Source organism: Desulfovibrio sp. X2 (assembly GCF_000422205.1).
GTDB lineage: Bacteria > Desulfobacterota > Desulfovibrionia > Desulfovibrionales > Desulfovibrionaceae > Alkalidesulfovibrio.
Genome location: NZ_ATHV01000029.1, coordinates 1 through 23057 on the forward strand (window position 1 = coordinate 1; position 23057 = coordinate 23057).

The 23057-nt window shown below is 69.9% G+C and carries 17 protein-coding genes and 1 rRNA gene; 4 read left to right on the top strand and 14 right to left on the bottom strand.

Annotated features, from left to right (window positions below; translation table 11 throughout):
- Positions 1–146, bottom strand: a 16S ribosomal RNA gene (locus DSX2_RS10610); the annotation flags it as partial.
- Between the two features lie 540 nt (positions 147–686).
- Between DSX2_RS10610 and DSX2_RS10615 the strand changes: the two genes are divergently transcribed.
- The 3 genes from DSX2_RS10615 to DSX2_RS10625 all read left to right on the top strand — a co-directional run bounded on the left by DSX2_RS10615 (position 687) and on the right by DSX2_RS10625 (position 6840).
- Entirely contained in the window at positions 687–3104 is a 2418-nt protein-coding gene (locus DSX2_RS10615; protein WP_020881031.1) for a Cache 3/Cache 2 fusion domain-containing protein, read from the top strand.
- A gap of 185 nt (positions 3105–3289) precedes the next feature.
- Positions 3290–3943, top strand: a complete 654-nt coding sequence (locus tag DSX2_RS10620; protein WP_020881032.1) for an HAD family hydrolase — start codon at positions 3290–3292, stop codon at positions 3941–3943.
- A 137-nt stretch (positions 3944–4080) separates the two neighbouring features.
- Entirely contained in the window at positions 4081–6840 is a 2760-nt protein-coding gene (locus tag DSX2_RS10625; protein ID WP_020881033.1) for a PEP/pyruvate-binding domain-containing protein, read from the top strand.
- 8 nt (positions 6841–6848) lie between these two features.
- On the opposite strand, the gene DSX2_RS10630 is transcribed toward DSX2_RS10625, so the two are convergent.
- The 12 genes from DSX2_RS10630 to DSX2_RS10685 all read right to left on the bottom strand — a co-directional run bounded on the left by DSX2_RS10630 (position 6849) and on the right by DSX2_RS10685 (position 17069).
- Positions 6849–7241 (bottom strand): response regulator, encoded by a 393-nt coding sequence (locus DSX2_RS10630; RefSeq protein ID WP_020881034.1) that lies wholly within the window; start codon positions 7239–7241, stop codon positions 6849–6851.
- Between the two features lie 13 nt (positions 7242–7254).
- The gene (locus DSX2_RS10635) at positions 7255–8391 is read right to left on the bottom strand and encodes a sensor histidine kinase (protein WP_020881035.1); all 1137 of its coding nucleotides are present in this window, start codon (positions 8389–8391) and stop codon (positions 7255–7257) included.
- Positions 8375–8794: a sigma-54 dependent transcriptional regulator gene (locus tag DSX2_RS10640; protein ID WP_052014749.1), complete on the bottom strand. Its 420-nt coding sequence runs from the start codon at positions 8792–8794 to the stop codon at positions 8375–8377. Before DSX2_RS10640 ends, DSX2_RS10635 begins: the two co-directional genes overlap by 17 nt.
- A 48-nt stretch (positions 8795–8842) precedes the next feature.
- Positions 8843–10483 (bottom strand): ATP-binding protein, encoded by a 1641-nt coding sequence (locus DSX2_RS10645; protein WP_020881037.1) that lies wholly within the window; start codon positions 10481–10483, stop codon positions 8843–8845.
- A gap of 6 nt (positions 10484–10489) precedes the next feature.
- On the bottom strand, positions 10490–13306 hold the full coding sequence (locus tag DSX2_RS10650) for a PEP/pyruvate-binding domain-containing protein (protein ID WP_020881038.1): 2817 nt from the start codon (positions 13304–13306) through the stop codon (positions 10490–10492).
- 56 nt (positions 13307–13362) lie between these two features.
- Positions 13363–13743, bottom strand: coding sequence for a response regulator (locus DSX2_RS10655; RefSeq protein WP_020881039.1), 381 nt, complete (start codon positions 13741–13743; stop codon positions 13363–13365).
- Between the two features lie 131 nt (positions 13744–13874).
- Positions 13875–14729: a hypothetical protein gene (locus DSX2_RS10660; protein ID WP_020881040.1), complete on the bottom strand. Its 855-nt coding sequence runs from the start codon at positions 14727–14729 to the stop codon at positions 13875–13877.
- 19 nt (positions 14730–14748) lie between these two features.
- On the bottom strand, positions 14749–15006 hold the full coding sequence (locus tag DSX2_RS10665) for a hypothetical protein (protein ID WP_020881041.1): 258 nt from the start codon (positions 15004–15006) through the stop codon (positions 14749–14751).
- A 106-nt stretch (positions 15007–15112) separates the two neighbouring features.
- Positions 15113–15451: a hypothetical protein gene (locus DSX2_RS10670; RefSeq protein ID WP_020881042.1), complete on the bottom strand. Its 339-nt coding sequence runs from the start codon at positions 15449–15451 to the stop codon at positions 15113–15115.
- Positions 15452–15474: 23 nt separating this feature from the next.
- Positions 15475–16509 carry a sulfite exporter TauE/SafE family protein gene (locus DSX2_RS10675; protein WP_020881043.1) on the bottom strand — a complete coding sequence of 345 codons (1035 nt, stop codon included), beginning with the start codon at positions 16507–16509 and terminating at the stop codon, positions 15475–15477.
- Between the two features lie 25 nt (positions 16510–16534).
- Complete coding sequence (locus tag DSX2_RS10680; RefSeq protein WP_020881044.1) at positions 16535–16831, bottom strand: DVU0150 family protein; 297 nt, start codon at positions 16829–16831, stop codon at positions 16535–16537.
- 22 nt (positions 16832–16853) lie between these two features.
- A complete protein-coding gene (locus DSX2_RS10685) occupies positions 16854–17069 on the bottom strand; it encodes a hypothetical protein (protein ID WP_152512920.1) in 216 nt (71 codons plus the stop codon).
- 1030 nt (positions 17070–18099) lie between these two features.
- Here DSX2_RS10685 and DSX2_RS10690 point away from each other — a divergent pair.
- Positions 18100–20871: a sigma 54-interacting transcriptional regulator gene (locus DSX2_RS10690; protein ID WP_020881047.1), complete on the top strand. Its 2772-nt coding sequence runs from the start codon at positions 18100–18102 to the stop codon at positions 20869–20871.
- 137 nt (positions 20872–21008) lie between these two features.
- Here the strand turns inward: DSX2_RS10690 and DSX2_RS10695 are convergent, their stop codons facing one another.
- Positions 21009–22835, bottom strand: a complete 1827-nt coding sequence (locus tag DSX2_RS10695) for a methyl-accepting chemotaxis protein (RefSeq protein ID WP_020881048.1) — start codon at positions 22833–22835, stop codon at positions 21009–21011.
- Positions 22836–23057: the final 222 nt, after the last annotated feature.

The following is a 23057-nucleotide window of genomic DNA, read 5'->3' on the forward strand; positions in this document are numbered from 1 at the left end:
ATCCCAGTCCTCGCGGTAGATTATCCACGCGTTACTCACCCGTGCGCCGCTGTACTCGCCCACCGAAGCAGACTTTCTCGCACGACTTGCATGTGTTAAGCACGCCGCCAGCGTTCAATCTGAGCCAGGATCAAACTCTCCAGTTCAAATCCTGTTGATTTCTGAAACTCGTAAGTACATTGCTGTACCCACTAAGCGTTGCGCCCGATCTCGCTATTTAATTGTCAAAGACCTTGTCTCGTTCGGCCCCCGTTCGTCACGGGGAAAAGCTGTTTACGCTTTCACCCTCAACCTGTCAACCAGGTTTCGAACTTTTTTTTCGAGGCCGTCTATTCGCTTGTCAGAGAACTTCCGCTTCGTCGCTCGGCGCGTTCGCCGTTCGTCGTCGCGGAAGAGCGGTCTACGGAAACCAGGCCCCGAGGTCAAGCGCTATTTCGAAAAAAACGATCATTTTCCTGCGAAAACTTTCCGGCCCCGGCAGGTGCATCATTATATAAGGGGGCAAAAATCTTTCTCCCTCCCCTCGCTCCCCGATCGATGGCCCTCCCCTCCCGGCCGAAAAAAGAGGCTCCGGAGGGCACGCTTGCATCCGCCACGGTTCGGCTCTAATTGACATCCGCCGACAATCACACCACATTCAGCCCATCGCACCGTCATACTCGCGTAACCTGGGGAGGAACACGCGCATGGCCCGCAAATTGCCGCTCAACATAAAGCTGTCCGTGGCCACGCTCGGCCTTGTGGCCGTCACGGTCCTGGTGCTCAGCGTGGTGAACCTGCTGCAGACGCAGAAGACCCTGCGCGAGGTGGCCCAGACCTCGCTCAAGGCCATGGGCGACTCCATCTACCGGGACTTCGAGATCCAGAACGCCTCGACCATGGAAAAGGTCAGCTCGGACCTCGTGCTCATGGACCAGGAAATCAACCGCATGGGGCTTTTGAACGTAGACCCCGACCAGAAGACCCCGACCACGATCACCAACCAGATCACGGGCGCCAAGGAGACCATGGACCTGCCCCTGTTCCAGGCCGGTCGCCAGTCCATGCGCGATCCGCTGATCGTGGACTCCGTGGTCAAGCTGGTGGGCGGTTCGGCCACCATCTTCCAGTACATGCCCGGCAAGCTCATCCGCGTCTCCACCACCGTGAAGCGTGCCGACGGGACGCGCGCCACCCTGACCTACATCCCCGAGGACAGCCCGGTCTACAAGAGCATCATGGAGGACAAGGTCTACCAGGGCCGGGCCTACGTGGTGAACGCCTGGTACCTGACGGCCTACAAGCCGCTCAAAAGCATCATGGGCGACCTCCTCGGCGCGGCCTACGTGGGGCGGCCCATCCTGAACGACGCCGTGAGCCGGGCCCTGACCGGCGCGAACATCGACGGCAAGGGCTTCGCCTTCGCCTGCGACGCCAAGGGATCGATCCTGGTCCACCCGGACAAGGCCCTGGACGGCAAGAACATCACGGAGATCGGCCTCTCCCCGGACATCCTGAAGATGAAGGAGGGGTTCGTCCGCTTCACCGAGAACGGCGTGCCCACCACGGCCTACGTGCGCTACTACGCACCTTGGGACTGGTTCGTCGTGGTCGGCATGAGCAACAGCGACATGCTGCGCGGCGCGGACATGCAGGCCATGAAGACCTCGGCCATCGCCGCCGTGGTCATGCTGGCCCTGGCGGGCCTTTTGGCCCTGATCATCATCCGCGTGGTCTCCGCGCCGCTGGTGAGCCTCGAGGCCTACACCAAGGACGTGGCCGGGGGGAACTTCAAGGCCAGGCTGGACTACGAGGCCAACGACGCCGTGGGCCACACCATCGCCGCGGTGCACGCCATGGTCGGCGAGATCAAGAACAAGCTCGGCTTCTCCCAGGGCGTGCTCGACGGCGTCTCCTTCTCCTCCCCCTGCCTGATCACCGACCCCGAGGACAAGGTCAGCTTCACCAACAAGCGCCTGCTCGACCTGCTGGGCAAGCCGGGCACGCCCGAAAGCTACGTGGGACAGCCCATCGGCCAGTTCCTGCTCGGGGACCCCTCGCGCGGCCGGAAGACCATGGCCAAGGTGCGCGCCGAGCGCCATCTGGTCTCCGAGATGGAGTACGACTGCCACGACGGGACCTGCAAGACCATGACCGCCAACACGAGCATGATCTACGACCTCGACGGCCGCGAGCTCGGGGCGATCACCCTCTACTTCGACCTCACGCATATCCGCGCCCAGGAGGTCCAGCTCAAGGCCAAGAACGAACAGATCGCCCGCGTGGCCGAGCAGGCCGGGCAGATCGCGGACCAGGTCTCCTCGGCCGCGCAGCAGCTCTCCGCCCAGGTGGAGCAGGCCACGCGCGGCGCCGAGCAGCAGAGCGGCCGCGCGGCCGAGACGGCCACGGCCATGGAGCAGATGAACGCCACGGTGCTCGAGGTGGCCAAGAACGCCACCGAGGCCGCGAACAACGCCGAGAAGGCGCGCGAAAAAGCGCGCGGCGGGGCCGACTCCGTGCGCGAGGTCATCTCGGCCATCTCCCAGGTCGAGCACCAGACCTCGGCCCTGCAGGCCGACATGGGCAGCCTCGGACAGCAGGCCGAGGGCATCGGCAACATCATCGGCGTGATCAACGACATCGCGGACCAGACCAACCTGCTGGCGCTGAACGCGGCCATCGAGGCCGCGCGCGCGGGCGACGCGGGCCGGGGCTTCGCCGTGGTCGCGGACGAGGTCAGGAAGCTCGCGGAGAAGACCATGACCGCCACCAAGGAGGTGGGGCAGGCCGTTGCCGCCATCCAGCAGGGCACCCAGAAGAGCATCGCCGCCACGCAGAGCGCCGCGGAGTCCGTGACCAGGTCCACCTCCCTGGCCGAGGGTTCCGGCAGGGTCCTGGGCGAGATCGTGGGCTACGTGGAGAACACCGCGGGCCAGGTCTCGTCCATCGCCACGGCGGCCGAGGAGCAGTCCGCGACCAGCGAGGAGATCAACCGCGCCATCGACGACATCAACCGCATCTCCGGCGAGACGGCCCAGGGCATGAGCCAGTCGGCCCAGGCCGTGGCGGACCTGGCGCGCCAGGCCCACGACCTGCAGGTGCTGATCGAGGAGATGAAGGCCTAGACGAAGGCCTGAGAAGACACGCCGGGCGCGGGTCCGGCAACCTCGCGACACGACGATCCCGGACGGGGGAGGCGCCACCGGCGCCTCCCCCGTCCCTTTTCCGCTCCCGTTCACGCCCTTTGCTCCACTCCCGCGCGCTGCGGCCCCACCTTTGCGCCCGGGCGAAAATCGGCTACCCTCCCCGGATGAAACGCCGCCCCCTGGTCATGCTCGATTTCGACGGCACCCTCGTCGACTCCCTGCCCTCCATCACCCACGCCACCCGCCGCACCTTCGCCCTGCACGGCCTGCGCGAGCCGACGCGAGAGGAGGTGCGCACGGCGCTCCTGGACGGCCGCGGGCTCGAATACTACCTCATGCGCCTGAACCCGGAGCTTCCGGCCGAGGAGGTCCCGGCCTGGATAGCCGAATGGCGCGCCGTCTACGCGGCCGAGGCGCACCCCCTGACGCGCCTCTTCCCGGGCACGCGCGCGGCCCTCGCGCGGCTTCGCGAGGCGGGCGCCGCCCTGGTGCTCATGAGCAACAAGGGCGAGACGGCGCTCAAGGCCGCGGTCGCGGGGCTCGGGCTCGCGGACTTCTTCGCCCTCGTGGCCGGGCAGACGCCGGACCTGCCCAAGAAGCCGGACCCCACGGTCTTTCATGCGCTCATCGCCCCGGCCCTGCCGGACCACGACCCCGAGCGCATGCTCATGGCCGGGGACAGCGAGGCGGACCTCCTCTTCGGCCGCGCCGTGGGCGCGCGCTGCTGCTTCGCGGCCTACGGCTACGGCGACCCGTCCGTCTGCTCGCCCCTGGCGGACACGGTCATCACGGACGTGGCCGAACTGCCCCTGCCCTAGCCTCCTCGCCTCGACCCCACCCATCCGGCGCAGCCGGGCATTCCGATCGCGCATCCGGCACGCCTCGTGCACCATCCGGACATGCCCTTGCGCGATGCCGGATCGCGCAGGGAACGAGCAAACAGCCGAGGCACGCCATGTTCCGCCGCCTCTTCACCTCGCTCTCCACGCTCTTCGATCCCGCGCACCGCGCGGCCTCGCCCGCCCGGCGCAAGGGGCGCGAGGCCGCCGAATCCCTCTTCCGGGTCAAGTATCGCGCATTCCAGGAGCTGCTCGCCTCGAACAGCGAGCTTCTGGGCCTCATCGCCGCAATGGACGAGCTGCTCACGGGCAGCGCGGTCTTCGGGCTGGCGCAGGTGCGCTCCCTGGCAGGCCGCGTGGCCTTCCACGCCACGCGCATGGTCAAGAGCTTCGAGCGCCTCTCGGGCCGGGCCCAGCCGGAGCTCGAAGCGGTCCTCGAGACGGTCCGCTCCGGCCTCTCGGCCTGCCTGCAGGCGGGACGGCCGAGCTGGACCCAGGCCCGGCCCACCATCCCCCACGCCGAAATCACGCGCGAGATGGTGGACGACGTGGGCGGCAAGAACGCCAACCTGGGCGAGGTGCTGTGCCGCGTGGGCCTGCCCGTGCCCGCGGGCTTCGCCGTGACCACCTGGGCGGGCCGCACCTTCTTCGCCACCGCCGGAATCGACGACGTCGTGGCCTCGATCCTGCTCGACCTCGACGTGGAGGACCCGGCGGCCCTGGCCTTGGCAGGCGAGGAGATCCAGGCCCTGGTGCTGAGGGCGCCCCTGCCCGAGGAGATCGACGAGGCGCTTCGCGCGGCCCACGCCGCGCTGGCCGAGGCGCGGGGCGTTTTGGCTCAGGCGCTTCGCGTCTCGGTGCGCTCCTCGGCCGTGGGCGAGGACGGCGCGCTGTCCTTCGCCGGACAGTACGTCTCCCTGCTGAACGTGGACGCAACGCGCCTGGCGCACGCCTACAAGTGCGTCATGGCCAGCCTGTACACCCCGCGCGCCATGGCCTACCGCCGCCTGCACGGCATCCCGGACGAGGAGCCGGCCATGGGCGTGGCCGTGCTGCCCATGGTGGAGGCGCGCGCGGGCGGCGTGCTCTACACCCGGCCGCCCTTCGGCTCGGAGTTCGACGACGTGGTCATCGACGCGGTCTGGGGGCTCGGCGCGGCGGTGGTGGACGGCAAGGCCACGCCGGACCAGTTCACGGTCGCGCGGCTGCCGCGGCGCATCGTGGGCCGCCGCACGGAGTTCAAGCAGACCATGCGCGTGTGCGACCCGGCCGGGGGACTGCGCGACGTTCCCGTGCCCCCCGGGCTGGCGGGCTGCCCCTGCCTCACGGACGAGCAGGTGCTGCAACTCTCGGACTTCGGCCTGCGCCTGGAAAGCCATTACGGCTGCCCGCAGGACGTGGAATGGGTCCTCGAGGAAGACGGCCCCGGCGGCCCCGGCCGCCTGCTCATCCTGCAGACACGCCCCCTGGCCCGCGTGGCCCGGCCGGACGCTTCGCCGGACGCGTCGCCCGACGTCGCCCCTGTCCAGCCGCCCGAGGCGGGCGCCGAGCTTCTCCTCTCGGGCGGGCGCTGCGCCGTGCCCGGAGCGGCCGCTGGCCCGGTGCACCACGCCGCGCCGGACAGCCTGGAGGGCTTTCCCGACGGCGGGGTGCTGGTGGCCCTGCACTCCTCGCCCAAGTATCTGCCCCTGCTGCGCCGGGCCGCTGCCGTGGTCGCGGAGCACGGCAGCGTGACCGGCCACATGGCCGCCCTGTGCCGCGAGTTCGCGGTGCCCACCCTGCTCGGCCTGCCCGGCGCCTGCGCGGCCCTGGCCGAGGGCGCGGAGATCACGGTGGACGCCGCCGCGGGACGGGTCTACGCGGGCCGCGTGCAGACCCTGCTGGCGCGGCGCGGCAGCGCGCGCGGCGGCGAGGGCGGAGAAGGCGGCGAGGAGACGCGAGGGCGCGCCGCCCCGGCCATGGCGGGCACGCCGGTGCACGCCATGCTGCGCCGGGCCGCGAGCCTCATCTCGCCCCTGAACCTGCTCGACCCCAAGGCGCCGTCCTTCGCGCCCGCGGGCTGCCGCACGGTGCACGACGTGATGCGCTACCTGCACGAGAAGTCCTACACCGAGATGTTCGCCCTGAGCGACCTGACCGCGGGCCACGCCGGGCTGACCGCGCGCCTGGACGCGGCGACCGGGCTCGACCTGCACCTCATCGACCTGGGCGGGGCCCTGGCCGGGCCGGACGAGGGCGGGGCCGCGCCCAGGCGGCGCCGGGTCGCGCCCGGAGAGGTCGTCTCCCGGCCGCTGCGCGCCCTGCTCGACGGGCTGGTGCTCACGCCCGAGCAGCAGGCCAGGCCCAGGCCCGTGCACCTGGGCGGCTTCATGGCGGTCATGGGGCAGCAGATGCTGGCCCCGCCCGCGGCGAACGAGCGCTTCGGCGACAAGAGCTACGCCATCGCCTCGGACAAGTACCTGAACTTCAGCTCGCGCGTGGGCTACCACTACGGCGTGCTGGACTGCTACTGCGGCCAGACCGTGAACAAGAACTACATCACCTTCGCCTTTTCGGGCGGCGCGGCGGACGACGCCAAGCGCGCGCGCCGCGCGCGGGCCATCGGGCTGATAATGGAACGGCTCGGCTTCGAGGTGGAGCGCACCGGGGACAGGGTCTTCGGCCGTTTCCAGAAGTTCGAGCCCGAGGTCATCGAGGAGCGGCTGCGCGCCATGGGCAGGCTGCTGCAGTTCACCCGCCAGACCGACATGCTCATGGTCAGCGAGCAGAGCGTGCAGGCCATGGTGGAGTGCTTCCTGGCGGGCGGATGCTGGTTCGAGCCCACCCGGCCCTCCGCCAGCCCCGAGGGACAGGACAGGGCGGCGGCGGACGGCTGAGCAAGCGGCTAGGCCCCGGACTGGGCGGTCATGGCCCGGCGGTCGCGCAGCACGGCCACGGTGTCCAGTATCTCGTTCACGCCGCAGGGTTTGACCAGGTACTCCGAGGCCCCGCGCTCCATGAGCAGGGCCGCGTCGTCCACCGAGGCGTGGCCCGTGAGCACGATGACCTCGGCCTGCGGGGCCAGCTCCCGGATGCGCGGCAGGGCCTGGACCCCGTCCATGCCCGGCATCTTCACGTCCAGCAGGATGACGTCGTAGGGCTTCTGCTCGAGCGCGCGCAGGGCGGCCCTGCCGTCGCTCGCGCCCTCGGCCCGCATGCCCTTGGCCTCCAGCAGCCGTATGAGGCTCTGGCGGAAACGGTCCTCGTCGTCGACCACGAGATAGCGCAACTTGTCCATGGCATCCTCCATGTCACGCCGAGAGGTTCGCGTCCCGGACATCCGAAGCGCCGGACGCATCCGGGGGGGCGTCCGGCGGGCCCCCCTGCCCTTCGCCCTTCCCTGCGGCCCCGGTCGTCGCGGCATCCTGCGGGGCGCAGACCGCGGGCAGCTTGACCACGAAGACCGCGCCCCGGCCGGGCGGGCTGGACACGGCGATGGTCCCGCCGAGCGCCGTGACGATGCGCTGGCTGATGGCCAGGCCGAGCCCGGTTCCCTGGCCCGGGGCCTTGGTGGTGACGAAGGGGTTGAAGATCTTGTCCAGCATCTGCGGCGGGATGCCCGGGCCCGTGTCGCGGACCTCCACGGCGATGCGGCCGGGCGCGGCCGCGCGGGTGGTGACGAAGATGGCCCCGCCGCCGCCCAGCGCCTGCATGGCGTTGTTCAGGAGGTTCAGAACCACCTGGCGCACCAGGGGCGGGTCCGTGACCACGCGCGGCAGCTCGCCGTACATGCGCACGATCTTCGTGCCCTGCTTCTCGGCCTCGCGCTCCACGAGGCCCACCATGTCCTCCACCAGGCGGTTGCAGTCCGCGGGCTGGCAGACCGGGGTGCGGGCGCGCGCGAAGTCGAGCATCTTGTGGGTGATGGCGGCGCAGCGCTCGATCTGCACCGCGATCTGGTCCAGGCTGTCGGCGATCTCGGCCGCCGCGGCGTCCGCAGGCCGCCCTTGGCCCGAGGACTCCGCCTGCCCGCCCAGCGCGGCCAGGCGCACGAGCTCGGCCTCCTGGCCGATGATCGCCAGGGGATTGTTGATCTCGTGGGCGATGCCCGCGGCCAGCTCGCCCAGCGCCGCCATCTTCTGGCTCTGCACCAGCTGCTCGCCGAGCTCGTCGGACTCGGCCCGCGCCCTGGCCAGGGCGCGCTCGCCGCGCCGCGCCGCGATCCAGCAGCCGAGCCCGGAGAGGAGCGCGAGCCCCAGGGCCAGATAGCCCCCGAGCGTCAGGGCGTCCTCGGCCCAGCAGAGGAACAGGGCCGCGCCCAGCAGGCAGGGCCAGACGAACCCGCCAGCGCGCAGGGGCCCTGTGGGATCGAGGAGGCTTGCGCGGTGTCCGTCACGGTGTCCGACTCGATGCCGGCCCCGTCCCGCGTCGTCATGCGATCCTGCCACGGCCGCCTCCCGCCCCTCCCGCGCCCGCCACCATGCGGCGGCGCTCGAAGGCCGCCAGGATACGCTGCAGGAGGTCGTCCAGGGAAAAGGGCTTGAGCACGTAGTCGTAGGCGCCGTGGCTCATGCCCTCGATGCCCGACTTGACCGAGCCGTGGCCGGTCAGGAGGATGACCTGCACGGCCGGATGGCGCTTCTTGATCTCGCGCAGCGTCTCCAGGCCGTCCATGCCGGGCATCTTCACGTCCAGCACCACCACGTCCGCGGGCTCGCGGGAAAGCGCGGCCAGGGCCTCCGCCCCGCTGCCCGCGCCGCGCACCGAAAGCCCGCGCTTGGCGAAGCGCTTCAGGAAGAGCTCCACGAAATCGGGCTCGTCATCCACCACCAGGACCTTGATGCCGCTCATCTCCGCCATTGCCGCACCCCCGTAGTTTCCGTCCGCGCCGTCCGCCCGCTAGCCCTGGGGCAGGAAGACCGTGAAGGTCGCGCCGCTGCCTTCCTCGCTCGCGACATCGATGTGCCCGCCGAGCTTCTCCACGATGCTGTAGCTGATGGCGAGGCCGAGCCCCGTGCCCTCGCCCGGGGCCTTGGTGGTGAAGAAGGGGTCGAATATCTTGTCCAGCTTGTCCGCCGGAATGCCCGTGCCCGTGTCGCTGACCCTGAACCAGACGTACTTGCCGTTCACGCCCGTGCTCACGGTCACCGTCCCGTCCTTGTCGATGGCGTCGATGGCGTTCTCGAGCAGGTTGAGCGCCACCTGCTGGATCTGCGAGGGGTCCGTGGCGATGGGCGGGAGCGGCGCGAACTCCTTGACGATGGAGATGTTGCGGTGCACCGCCTCGTTGTCCAGGAACTTGAGGGTCTGCTCCACCACGTGGGTCAGGTCCACGCTCTCCTGGATGGGGTCCATGCGCTTGGCGAAGCCGAGCATGCGGTGGGTGATGGTCTTGGCCCGCTCCACGTGCAGGTCGATCTTTTCCACGGCCGCCTTGATCTCGTCGAAGTTGGCGATGTTCTCGGGCTTCTCCTCGGACAGGAGGTCCTTGATCCAGCCCGCGTTCTCGCGGATCAGGGTGAGCGGGTTGTTGATCTCGTGGGCCACGCCCGCGGCCATCTTGCCCAGCGCCGCCATCTTGCTCGACTGCATGAGCGAGGCGTCGATGACCGCTTTCTCGCGCTCCGTGGCGAAGAGCTTGCCCACCAGGTTGCCGGTCACGAGGTAGGCGCCGGTGAAGATGACCAACGCGCCGCAGAAGACGAGGATGAGCACCAGGGTCTGGGCCCGCACCAGCGGCGAGAGCTCCTCCTCCAGGTCCTCGGAGACCACGAGCATCCAGTTCACGCGGCGAAGCCAGGTCATGCCCGTTATGCGGGAGCCGTCCCTGCCCCTGCCCTGCTCCACGAGCACGCCCGGGAAATGCCCGCGGCCCGGCGCGCCCACCTGGTCCATGACGCTGCCCGCGAAGCGCGAGGGGGTCTGCAGCTGGCCCTCGGCGTTTATCAGGTAGGCGTCGCCGAGCTGCCCCACCTGCACGCTGCGCACGAGCTGGCTGAAGACCTCGGAGTCGATGGTCGCGCGCATGATCCAGGTCTTGCCGCCCTCGTGCCGGGCCACGGCGATGATGAAGTGCGGGAAGTGGCGGAAGCCCAGGAAGACGTCGCTGATGTACAGCCCCTTGAGCATGACCTGCTGGAACCAGGTGGCGTCGTGGTAGTTCACGCCCTCCAGGTGGTAGGGCCCGGCGTAGGCCACGTGCACGCCGTTGCCGTCGATGATGCCGAGGTCGATGAAGGAGCGCGAGGCGGACTGGATGGTCTGGAACAGGTCGTTCAGCCGCTTCTGGTCCGAAAGCTCCGCGAAGGAGTGCGTGTCCGCGAGGTTTCGCAGCTGCGTCACGCGCTCGTCCAGGAACATGTCGATGGCCGAGCGCTTGCTCTCCACGATGGTCGTCAGCTGCGCCTGGACCTTGGCCCGGAACGAGCGGCTGAACTCCGTGTGGATGAACCAGCCCAGGGCGAAGAGCGGCACCAGTGAGAAGAGCAGCGTGACGGCTATGATCTTCCAGCGGAGGTTGCGAAAGGTGCTCCTGTCCATTGATCGTCACTCCGATTGCGCGGCGTCGGTGCGCGAGGTCCGGATGTCCGAAGGCGAATGCGGGACGGCGTCGCCGCCCGGGTCGTTCGAGGCCGGATCGTCATCCTCCCCGCCGTTTCCGGCCGGGAGCGGCAGGGGCAGCGCGGCCACCCGGCCGCACTCCTCCCCGAGCCGCTCTTCCCAGGCGGCCACGGTTGCGGGATCGCCCATGACCATGTCGATCTGCCGCGTGTGCACCAGGAGGTGGCCGAGCACCATGACGTGGCGCAGCATCTCCTCGCGCGGGGCGTTCTCCAGGCGGGCGTACAGGGCGTCCTGGCGCGCCTCGGAGATGAAGCCCCGCCGCGCGAGCAGGCGGCCGACCATCTCTGCCCGGGCGCGTCGCCGGGGCAGGTCCGCCGCGCCACCCTTGAACTGGAAGGCGGCGTAGTTCTCCTCCGGCCGCGGCCCGGCATGGCAGTCCACGGTGCAGAAATGGTAGCCGAAGCGAGCCTGCACGGTGCAGGAGCGGCGGCTGACGAGGAAATAGTCGCGCTCCGCGAAGGCCGAGTCCAGCCCCGGCTCGATGTCCCGGTTGGCCGCGGACTGGGCCACCAGGGAGAGGAAGCCGCGCGCGTCGGGCATGGGCGGCCCCTGCCAGGGGATGGCCGTCATCCCGGCCCAGACCGCCAGCATGGGCGCGCAGGCGATCTCGGAGAGCTTCACCGCCGGGCCGGGGACGTCGCCGACGAAGCCGCCGCCCAGGTCCACCACCCAGTACTTGGTGGCCCGGCCCACGGCCAGGCGCTTGCCGCTTGCCGCCGCCTCGGCCGCCTGGCCCTCGTCCGAGAACATGGCGCGCACGGCCATCTCGTGGCAGTAGCGGGTGATGTCGTGCAGGCTCCGGCACTTTGCGGGAACGAAATCCGGCGCCTCGGGGTCCAGGAGGCCGAGGGGCACGACCAGGGCGGCCAGGCGCTCGAGCGTGCGGCGCACCGGGCTGTCCGGCGGCGGGACGCCCGGCCCGGACAGGGGGCAGGAGGCCGGTTGCCCGGCGGGCGCGGGGGCGAGAAGGGAACTCACTTCTCCGCTATAGACGGCGCGGCCGTCCGCGTCCACGGTGACGAGCCCGGCGCCGGACAGGACCCGGGGCGCGTCGGACACGCCGAACAGGGCGGGCACGCCGAACTCCCTGGCCACGCTCGCCAGATGCCCGGCCACGCTGCCGTGCTCGGCCACCACGGCCGCGGCGCGGGAGAGCAGCGCGGCCAGGCGCGGGGACGAGGTCGCGGCCACGAGCACGCCGCCGCGCGGAAAGCTCAGGAAGTCCGCCTCCTTGTCCACCACGTGCACCTGTCCGGCACCCACGCCGCCGCTGGCCGTGACCCCGCCCTCCGCCAGCAGGCGCGCATCCGCCGGGACGGTCCTCTCGCGCCCTCCCGCCCGGCTCTCTCCCCGAGCCTGGCCCTGGGCCCGGCAGGCCTGGCGCGGCAGGGCCCGTGTCTGCAGCAGATAGAAGCGGCCGGAGCGGCCGAGCGCCCACTCGATGTCCTGGGCCTCGCCCAGCAGGTCCTCCACGCGCAGGGCCAGGGAGGCGAGGGTGAGCACGGCCTCGTCGTCGATGGACGGGGCAGCGGAGGCCGCGGCCGAGAGGCGGCTGCGCGCGAGCCCCTCGCCAGGCGCGCTGTCCAGGCGCAGGGACTTCTGCGCGATGCGCCGCGAACGGATGGACGGGGGCGCTCCCCCCTCTCCCCGCGCGACCTCGAAGACGTCCGGCGTGACCCCGCCGTCCACGATGGCCTTGGGCAGGCCGGGCGTGGCGGTCACGGACACGGCGTCGTCATCCGGGTCCACCGGGCTTCGCGTGTAGATCACCCCGCCCGCCTCGGCCCGGACCATCCGAAGGCAGCCCACGCACATGGCCACGTCCTCGTCGCGCAGCCCCTTGCCCCGGCGATAGGCCATGGCGGCCACGCCGTACTTGCTGGCCACCACCTCGCGGTAGCTGTCGAGCAGCCCCTCGCGGCCCACGTTGAGCTCGCTGTGGTACTGCCCGGCGAACGAGGCCCCGGCCGCGTCCTCGCCCAGGGCCGAGGAACGCACGGCCAGGCGCGGCGGCCCGTCCGTCCCGGGCGTACGGGGCGGGAGGCCGTCGCAGGCGGCGAGGACGGCCTCGGCCAGGTCCGGCGGCACAGGGGTGCGCAGGATGAGCCCCTGCACGGCCGCGGACAGGGACATGAGCGCGTCCAGACGGTCGCTGTCCGCGCCCTGGATCAGGCCGTCTATGGCCGCGCCGAGGCCGTTCGACTGCAGGAAGCGGCGGTAGGCCGCCGTGGTGACGACGAAGCCCTCGGGCACGGGCAGGCCGTGCGCGCCGAGCTCGCCGAGCATGGCCATCTTGCCGCCGCACACCGGGGCATGCGTCGCGCGCACCTCGGCCAGGGGCAGGACGAGGGGCGCCTCGGCCCCGGCCGCGGGCTCGCGCGGGGCCAGCAGGGTGTCCATCTCGCGGCGGATGAGGGTGAAGCGCTCGGCAAGCCCGACGCCGTGTTCCGGGGCCAGGGCCGAGAGCCCGAAGACCATCTGGTAGACCGCTGAGCAGGCGGCCACGGCGTGGGCGCGCAGCCAGGCCATGTCGAAGGTCCTGGTGCCGGCCATGGCCTCCTCGAGCTCGGCCATGGCGCGAAGCCCCTGGGCATTGGCCGCGATGAGGCGGCGGAACTGCCTGCCCCGGGCGCGCACGGCCTCTCGGGCCGCGGCCGCGGCCGGGTCCTCGCCCGCCGGGCCGAGGTCGGCCGGACTGCCGCGCAGCCAGGCGCGCACCTGCTCGCAAAGCCTCGTCATCAGTCCGCCCAAAACCGCCTCCAAACGGCCGCGTCCGGCACGCGGCGGGCTTTCGGCTAGCGCTCTTCCCCGCCCTCGCCCAGGGCCTCGTGGATCTTCTGCACCAGATCCTCCAGGGCCACGGGCTTGACCAGATAGTCGAACGCGCCGCGCTCCATGCCCTGCACCGCGGCCTCCACGCTGGCGTGCCCGGTGAGCATGAGGACCTGCACCCCGGGGTGCTCGCGCTTGATGCGGGCGAGCGCCGTGAGGCCGTCCATGCCGGGCATGCGCACGTCGAGGACGACCACGTCCGGGACCTTCGCGGCGATGGCCGCGAAGGCCTCCTCGGCGTCGCGCGCCAGGCGGGGCGACATGCCGCGCCTGGCCAGCCGCTTGCCGTAGAGGGCCAGGGCCTCTTCCTCGTCGTCTACCAAGAGGACGTCGACTGCATCCACGGGGTTCTCCTCCGTGGCCGCGCCGTGCGGCCGGGACCGGAGCGCGCGTTCCGATGCCCGGCCGACGGCGGCAGATCAAAATTCGGCCGCGCGCACTCGGCGGCGACAGGGGCAGGACCCGGGCGCGCTCCTCAGGCCCTGCGTTTCTCTTCGGCCCACATCCGGGCTATGAGGCAATCGTGCGTGACCGGCACGGTTTTGTCCAGACGTCCGCGCGAGGCGTCCGCGCTCACGCCGTAGGCCCTGAACTCGCCGAGCCAGTGGCCGTCCGAGTCCAGCACCGCGAGCGTCGCGCCCTCGGTCACGCCGTGCTCCGCGCCCAGGCCGAAGAGCAGCTCCCATTCGCCCGCGCCCTGGCCCAGGGCCAGCTTGTAGATGGGGCCGAGCCCCCTGGCCTGGAGGTTGCGGGCCTCCTTGCCGCCCCGGATGAAGGCCAGGCCGAGCATGACGGCCGTGGCGATCATGGTGGCGCCGGTGGTCCACCACGGCTCCGCGCCGAGGTAGCGCACGCAGAACGAGGCGTAGCTGTCGCGCAGGGCGCGCTCGCTCTCGAAGATGCGCACGGTGTGCTGCTCCGCGCGCTGCTCCGCGGACGCCTGGGACGAGGGGGGCGGCATGTCCCTGGGCACGACGGTGAAGGAGTACTGCCCGTCCGTGGCCTCGCGCGTGGCGAAAAGGGTGCCGCGCCACATGCGGCCGCGCACGTCCGCCAGGCGCAGGCCGAGAAAGTCGTTGTCCGCGGTGAAGAGCAGCAGGCGTTGCGCCCGCTCGGCGGCGAGCTTCACGTCGCGCTCGGACTGCTCGGTGACCGCGGGCAGGAGCGCTGCCTCCTTGTCGCTCAGCGAGCCGACGATGGGCATCTCGCGGCCGCTGACGATGCGGAACGGCTCTCCCGAGTCGAAGACCAGGTAGAGCGCGATGTCCAGGACGCTCAACAGGAAGACCACGAAGAGGGCCCGGGAGATCCAGTCCAGCCAGCGTTTCATCCGCTTCTCCGCCCCGTGGCTAGAAGACGCTCTGCGGCGCCGTGTTCTCGGGCTCGCGGCCCGCGGCCTCGTCCTCGGCGGCGATCTTCTTGTTCAGCCGCCTGAGCGTCCACATGAAGCCTATGATGGTGGGCAGGAACACGGGCAGGTAGGCGTGCAGGAAGGACTGCGAGAAGTCCTCGCCGTGAAAGCCGCTGTAGAATCCGTAGGCCAGCTCGGCGGCCAGGGCCGCGTCCATGGCCAGCAGGGTGACGATCTTCCTGGTGCGTAACGACATCTTCGTGCTCCTTGGTGCTCGTGCTTCCCGCCCGTTGCCGGATCGAGCCCCCGAATCGGGGAGCCGCCGGGGCGTGGCGGCTCCCCTCGGGGTGGTGTTCAGGGCCCTACTTCTTGCGCAGGTCCTGCTTGGAGACGTTCATGACCTTGCTGGCCTTGCGCGCGCTGCCCTCGGAAGCGAAGGCGATGCGCAGCACGTCGCCCGGCTCGGGCTTGATACCGATCTTGGCGCCGGAGACGTCGAAGGTGCTCTGCACGCCGGTCGGCTGCCCGTAGGGGGCCTGTTTGGTCGGGTTGGTGTCATATTCGTCGATGACGATGACCTTGGCGTCCTGGTTGTAGGAGACGCACTTGCCCTGGGCCACTTCGGCGGCCATGGCCAGGCCCGCCCAGAGGGTCAGGACGGCGGCCACGGCCAGGCTCGCGATGATCGTCTTGATACGCATCTCGATTCTCCTTCTTCCTGTCCTTAGGCGTTGGTACGACCGGCCTGCGCCTTGTGGCGCAGCTCGTCGGCGGCGCCGGAGAGCATGACCTTGAGGATCCACAGGCTGATCACGGAGATGGCGCCGAGGATGGTCACCGCGGCGGCGGCGTCGAACTTGTACTGCTTGAGGATGATGGAGAGCATGCACGCGAGCACCGCGAAGCCGAAGGTCAGGCGGATGCCGTAGCCCTTGGCGTACTTGGTGGCCACGGTGCCGATCTGCGCGCCCACGGCGGCGCCGGTGAGCATCACGAAGACGGCCACGAGCTCGATGCGGCCCTTCAGGGAGTAGGTGAAGGCGCCGTACAGGCCGGAGATCATGACCTCGAAGAGGTCGGTGCCCACGGCGATGTGGGTCGGGCAGCCGATGAGGTAGACCAGGGCGGGCATGCGGATGAGACCGCCGCCGATGCCCAGGAAGCCCGCCAGCACGCCGGTCAGGAAGCTCACGAAGATGGGCAGCCACGCGGAGCAGGTGAAGCCCGCGGTCTTGAAGTGGACCATGGGGGGGATGTGCAGCTTCTGCAGGGTCTTGTACCAGGTCACGCCCTCGGCGCCGTGCTCACCCACGTCGCCGTGCTTCTTCTTGGAGACGGCCTTGGAATAGTCGTAGAAGACCATGGCCGCGATGAGGGCCAGCAGGACGACGTAGGTCCAGCGGACGATGGTCGCCAGGTTGCCCAATCGTTCGAGGTACATGATGACCTGTGCGCCGCATTCGATGCCTACCATGGTGCCTGCGAGCATGATGAAGCCCAGCAGGTAGTCCACGTTGCCGAACTTGGAGTGGCGCATGGTCGAGATCATGGCTTTGCCGGCGATGTGGGCCATGTCCGTGCCGATGGCGAACGCCATGGGGAATCCCAGGATGTTGAGGCCGGGGGTCACCATCCAGGCGCCCGCCATGCCGAAGAAGCCTCCGATGATGCCCACGGACAGGCCGATGAGCACGAGGCCGGGCCAGAAAATCTTCATGCCCGCGATGGGCATCCACATGTACAGCCAGGAAGCGTCCATTGTTTGTCCTCCTCTGTGTTGCGGCCTAGTGCTCGACGATCTTGCGGGACTTCAGGTCGATGCCCGTGCGCTTCATCAGGAAGTCCGTGATCAGGCCAAGGAAGCAGCCGTAGCAGGCGGTGAGCACCGTGGCCCAGACCGCGAACAGGGTGGGGTTGGTGTTGTACAGGTCGGCCAGGTACCGCAGCATGCCGGGACCGAGCACCCTGGTATCGGCCACGACGACGAGCTCCGAGGCCGGGCCGCCCGCGGCCAGAGCCAGGGCAGGCAGCATAAGCACGATCGGGACGCACAGGGAAAGAATCCGCGACAACCTTCTCATAACCTCTCCTCCTCAGACGTTCTCACACGTTCTCGTGCGCCGGAGGGATCCGTATCCCGTCCGGAGCCGCGACCCGTCCGGCCACGCAGCCGAGCGGGAATACTTCCGCAAGCGCACCCGGGGCGGACTCGGCGCACAGGAAACCGCCCCAGCCCATGTCCGGACAGGGGGCCGCCTGCGCGCGGGCGAATCCGTCCCTGCCCGGGACCGGCGGCATGCGTCTCGTTTCCTGCTTCATCTCCATCCTGCCTCCTCGCCCCTCGGGGCTGTTGGGGGACCCTGCGCCGCGCACCGCGTCGCGCTTTCGCGCAGGGGCTGCCCCCGGAATTGCAACCGGTGTGCCTGCGCGAAAGGCATGCGCGACCCGGCCATGCGGTGGGCGCCCGCGCCGGAAACGCGCAAACATTTTTTAAAAATATTTATTATTTTGGATAATTATACGACATGCGCGGTACAAATCTGCTCTCTTTCGCGCAGGCCTTCCCCGCAAAGCTTCTGATGTTGCCTGGCCCGCACGCCGCGCGCAGCGCCCTCGGACAGGGGCGGAAGCGGCAGGGGGCGAGCGCGGACGGCGTTCGGACGAAAAATCAGGGGGCTGCGCAATGCGGCGGGAGGCGGAGCAAAGAAAGCGTGCCCGGCGAGAGGATTTCCTCGCTCCCGGACGGGATCGCGCAGGGAATTTGTCGGGAGGGAGATGGCGGACGCGAAAGGGCAGTTGGAGGAAGAAGGATGCGTGATCGGCCGCTGCCCTTGCATGTCCTCGGCGTTCGAGCCGGACAAGCGTGGCCGGACAAGCATGGCAAGACAGGCGGGGCGAGGCAGGCGGGGTGGGAGCCGGGCGGCCCGCGAGATCGCCGGGACCCGCGCGGCCGGGAGCCATGCCGACGAGCGCACGGGCAGAAAGCCGGAAGGCACCGGAGCCGGTCCGCGTGGAGGTTTCAGGGCCTTTGCAGGGAGGAGCGGCGCGCCCGGGCTGTTCGGTGAGGGACAGAGCCGATTGCCCGGACGCGCCGCCTTAAGGAGGGACGTGTGGAACCCGGCGGCTGAATGGGCTGGTGGATGCCCGAGGTTTGTCTCAGCCCGCCTGTTCCGGCGGCGGCAGGGGGGAGGGCCCCTGCCTTGCGCGATCAGAGCTGCAACCGCCATGCCGGAAATTTCGCAGATTGACTTTTTGCGCGGTAAGCGCATAAGCGGAAAACGAACTCCCGATCCCGGGAGCGTGCCATGCCGCCTCAACTCGACGTGCCGCGAGCAACGGGGAGGACTCAATGCCCGGTGGATTACGCACCTGGTTCAGCGAGGCGTTCGGGGGACTCAGCCTCAGGGGCAAGCTCATGGTCATGCTCATCCCCCCGGTCATCCTCATCCTCGTCGTCACCGGCTACATCAACTACACCCTCTCGGACTACTTCATCGGCGTGGCCACGGAGCGCAACGTCCGCGTGCGCGCCCTGACCATCACGCACGACGTGGAGTCGCTGCTGGCGCGCTGCCGCTCCGACCTCGTCTTCGCCCTGGGCGAGCCCGTGACCCCCAAGGACATGCGCGCCTTCCTCGAGCGGCTGCAGCAGGCGGGCGGACCGAGGTACGTGGAATACGCCTACGTCTCGTCCAAGCCCGCGGACCACATCTTCCTGGTGCGCCAGGGCGGGGACGTGCACCAGATCCCCGCGGCCCAGGTGGCCGACGTGCGGCCGAACCCGCTGCTCACCTTCGAGCGCGCGGCGAACCTCGCCCAGGGCGCGGTCCTGCCCGGACAGCCCACGGAGGTCGAGTATCCCGCCTCCCTGCCCGGCGCGCCCGGCCACCACTTCTCGGCCGAGGTCGTGCGTTTCGTGGCCAGGTATCCGGGCAACGCCACCACCCCGCCGGGCTTCCTCATCCTGGGACTCGACGCGCACGCGCTGCGCAACCTCCTCTCCCTGCACAACTCGCCCCGCTCCCCGCTCTTCGCCTACGCGCGCAGCAGCGAGCTGCGCTACTTCTACGTCGTGGACCCCGAGGGCTGGATGCTCTTCCAGTCCGAGGACCACGACAAGCCGGACCTGCCGCTGTCCACCTACCTCGCCCGCGCGGGCTTCGAGGGCACGCTCGGCAGACCTGGCCAGCCCAACGCCTTCCGTCCGGCGGATTCGGCCGGTGCCTACTGGGACATGGTCCGCTCGATCCGCGAGGGCAAGGCCGGGCTCGAGGTGCTGCCCGAGGCGGACGCGCACGGCGGCTCGGTGCGCACCCACTACTTCGCCTACGCGCCCATCATGTTCTCGCCCGCGCCCGACGCGCCGCCCACGGTCTACGGCGGCGTGGCCTTCATCGACCGCACCAAGCTGATCATGGCCGCGGGCTACAAGCACCTGGACGTGATGTTCATCATCACGCTCGGCACCATCCTGATCATCACCATCATCATCTACATCCTCTCGCGCACCATCTCCCGGCCCCTGAACCGCCTGGCGCACGCCGTGGACCTCATGCAGCAGTCCGGGCGGCTCGAGCCCGTGGACCTGCCCGCCACCGGCTACGAGACCAGGGCGCTGCAGACCGCCGTGAACAACCTGATCACGCGCATCAAGCAGCAGCTCGAGGTCATCCGGCTGAAGGACGAGGCCATCCTCAACGTGAACCTGAAGGAGCGGGCCGACCTCGACGCGGAGATAGCCGAGGCCGCGGCGGGCGACCGCGCGGACAGCGAGCGGACCGGGTCTCTGCCCGAGATCATCGGCCTGGGGCCGCGGATGGAGCAGCTGCGGGGCGACATCCTGAAGGCCGCGCAGGTGGATGTGGACGTGCTGGTGCTCGGCGAGACGGGCACGGGCAAGCAGCTCGCGGCCGAGGCCATCCACCGCAACAGCAGGCGCTCCGGGCTGCCCTTCATCTCGCTCAACTGCGGCGCGCTGGACGAGAACCTGCTGCTCGACGCCCTCTTCGGCCACATCAAGGGCGCCTTCACCGAGGCGCGCGGCGACCGCAAGGGAGCCTTCTACGAGGCCCACGGCGGCACCCTGTTCCTGGACGAGATCCAGTCGGCCTCGCCGAAGGTCCAGCAGTCGCTCCTGCGCGCCCTGTCCATCCGCAAGATCAAGCCGCTGGGCAGCGACACCGAGATCGACGTGGACGTGCGCGTCATAGCGGCCAGCAACGCGGACCTCACCGAGCTCATCGAGCGCGGCGAGTTCCGCGAGGACCTCTACTTCCGCCTCAAGGTCCTCTCCATCGCCACCCCGCCCCTGCGCGAGCACCCGGAGAGCCTGCCCCTGCTCGCCCGCCACTACCTGGGCCAGGCCGAGCAGATCACCGGCCGACGCGGCATGGGGCTGTCGCGCGGGTCGCTGGAGAAGATGCGGGCCTACGACTGGCCCGGCAACATCCGCGAGTTCGTGAACTGCCTGACCCGGGCCGTGGTCATGGCCGAGGGCGACGTGATCCAGGCCAGCGACGTGAAGCTCGAGAGCGACGTCATCCGCGCCCCGGGCGTGAACCTGCTGCTCGGACACGCCGTGATGTCCTCGGGCACCGGCACACCCGCGTCGTCCGCGCCGGGCACATCACCCGCGGCGCCCGAAGGAGCGGGGAGCGAAGAAGCGGAGTCCGACGCTCCCGAATGGCCGCTCCAGCGCCCCCGCATGCAGAACGGCCCCTCCGGCACGGGGAAGCGCGCGCCTGCCGCACCCGCCCGGCAGGCGGAAAGCAGCCGCTGGGCAGAGACCGCCGAGCCCGGGGCGCGGCCTTCCCGCCCCTCGCCCCTCCCCGACACGCCGACGCCTCCCCCTGGCAAACCCCTGCCCGCAGCGTCCGCCGACGCAGGCAACGCGGCCGAGGCGCAGGCCGGGCTGAACGCCCGCCAGCGCAAGGCCTACGCCGTGCTGCTGCGCCAGGGGGAGATGTCGCGCGGCGACTACCAGGACCTCTTCGACGGCTCCCTCTCGCCGCGCGCCGCCCTCTACGACCTGCAGGACATGGTCGCGCGCGGCCTGGTGCGCAAAGAAGGGCGCGGACCGGCCACGCGCTACGTGCTCGTCGCGCCCGGCACCGGGGCCTAGGGGCCGAAGCAGGCGACCCCGGCTTCCTTCGGGCCGAAACGCGAACAGCCCCGCCCGGATCGTCCGGACGGGGCTGCCGTCATCGGACCGCGCTGTGCGGCCCGGCTGCCATCGGCCCTGCGGGCCGTATTCCTCGGTTATGCCTTCGTGCCCTCACCCTCGGCCTTCAGGTCCCGGATGAGCGCCATGAGGGCCGAGCTCTGCTCCGCCAGGGCGCGCAGGGCCACGGTCGTCTCCTCGACGCTCCTGGCCGTGCTCTGGGCGATGGAGTTTATCTCCTCCACCGAGCTGCTGATCTCCTCCGTGGCCGAGGACTGCTCCTCGGCCGCCGTGGCGATGGCCTGGATCTGGGCCGCGGCCTGCTCGGTGCCCTCCACGATCTCGTCCAGCGCCTTGCCCGACTCTGTGGACAGCTGCGCCGCCCGGGCCAGGTCGCCCACCGCGGCCTCCATGCCGCGCACGTTCTCGTCCGCCACGTGCTGGATGGCGTTGATGGACTCGCCGACCTCCTTGGTGGCCACCATGGTCTTCTCGGCGAGCTTCCTGACCTCGTCCGCGACCACGGCGAAGCCGCGGCCCGCGTCGCCCGCGCGCGCGGCCTCGATGGCCGCGTTCAGCGCCAGAAGGTTGGTCTGGTCCGCGATGTCGTTGATGACCGTGATCACGTTGCCGATGGCCTTGGCCCGCTCGTCGAGCTGTCCCATGGTCTCGCGCAGGCGGCGGGTTTTCTCCTCGGTGGCGCGCATGGCCTCCATGGCCCGCGCCACGACCCCGGCGCCGTTCACGGCGCGGTCGCGCGTGCTCTTGCCTTCCTCGGCGGCATGGGCGGCGTTGCGGGCCACCTCGAGCACCGTGGCGCTCATCTCCTCCATGGCCGTGGCCGTGGTCTGGATGCGGTCGCGCTGCGTGTCCGAGCCGCCGCTGATGTCCTCGGCCTGTGCGGATATCTCCTCGGCGGCCGAGGATATGCCCTCGGCCACCTTCTCGAGCGCCTGGGCCGCGTGCATCATGCCCTCGGCCTTGGCCCGTTCGGCCTTGGCCCGCGCCTCGTTCGCCTCCCGGCTCGCGACCTCGCTGGCGCGCGCCTTGTCCTCGGCCAGGCGGGTCTTCTCCGTGATCTCGGCGATGTTGGCGCGCAGCGTGGCCACCATGTCGCCCAGGGCGTGGTTCAGCACGCCGACCTCGCTCTTGCCCTCGGCCTCGAGCGCGACCTCGAGGTTGCCCGCGGCGACCTGCGAGGCGGCCGCCGTGGCCGCGCGGATGGGCTTGACGATGCTGCCGATGAGCCCGAGCGAGAGCGGCAGCACGAGGATGACGAAGATGCCGACGACCACGCCCAGGATGGTGGTCGTGCGGTTCGCGACCATATCCTCCATGGCCGAGCGGATGGAGGTCTTGGCCTCGTCGATGTTGTCCACGTAGATGCCGGTGCCGATCCAGAAATCCGTGCCCGGAATCATCTCGGCGTAGCCGAGCTTGGGCTGGTCGCCCTTGCCAGGCTTGGGAAAGACGTAGCTCACGAATCCGCCGCCCTTGCCCGCCTGGGCGGCCAGCTCGCGCACGTAGAAGACGCCGTTCTTGTCGGAGACTTCGCCCAGGTCCTTGCCCTGCAGCTCCTTCTTGGGCGGCAGGGCCACGTTGGTGGTACCCTGGTAGACAAAGAAATACCCGGACTTGTCGTCCTCGAAGCGGATGGGGTCGACGGCCGCGCGGATCAAGGCGATGCGCGCGTCCTGGCTCTCCACGCCCTTGAGCGTCTCGCCCAGGGACTGGGCCATGCTGTGCGTGGCGACCTGCAGCTTGTCCTTCTGGTCCTGGAGCATGATGCGCTGCGTCTCGGACACTCCGAACTGCGTGATGGCCCGGGTCTCCATCAGAAAGGCGAGGATGACCCCGGCAATGAAGAGCAGCATGATGCCCAACAGGGAGAAGATGCGCGTACCGATGGAGATGTTCTTGAACATGCCTCCCTCCTCTTTGGTGCGAACCGCCGTTCCGCTGTTATTTCCCCCCCGTAGACAATCTAATAGAAAAGTACAAATTTTCCAGTTGAAAAAATCGGACTCTAAAAATCGCCAATGATCACGAAGAACCTTCGGCCCCCTGTGAGCGCCACCCTCTTGAGCCCCCCGCCCCGCTCGGCTAAGCTTGCACTCCGTCGCCACTTCCGGCCCCCGGCCGGGCAG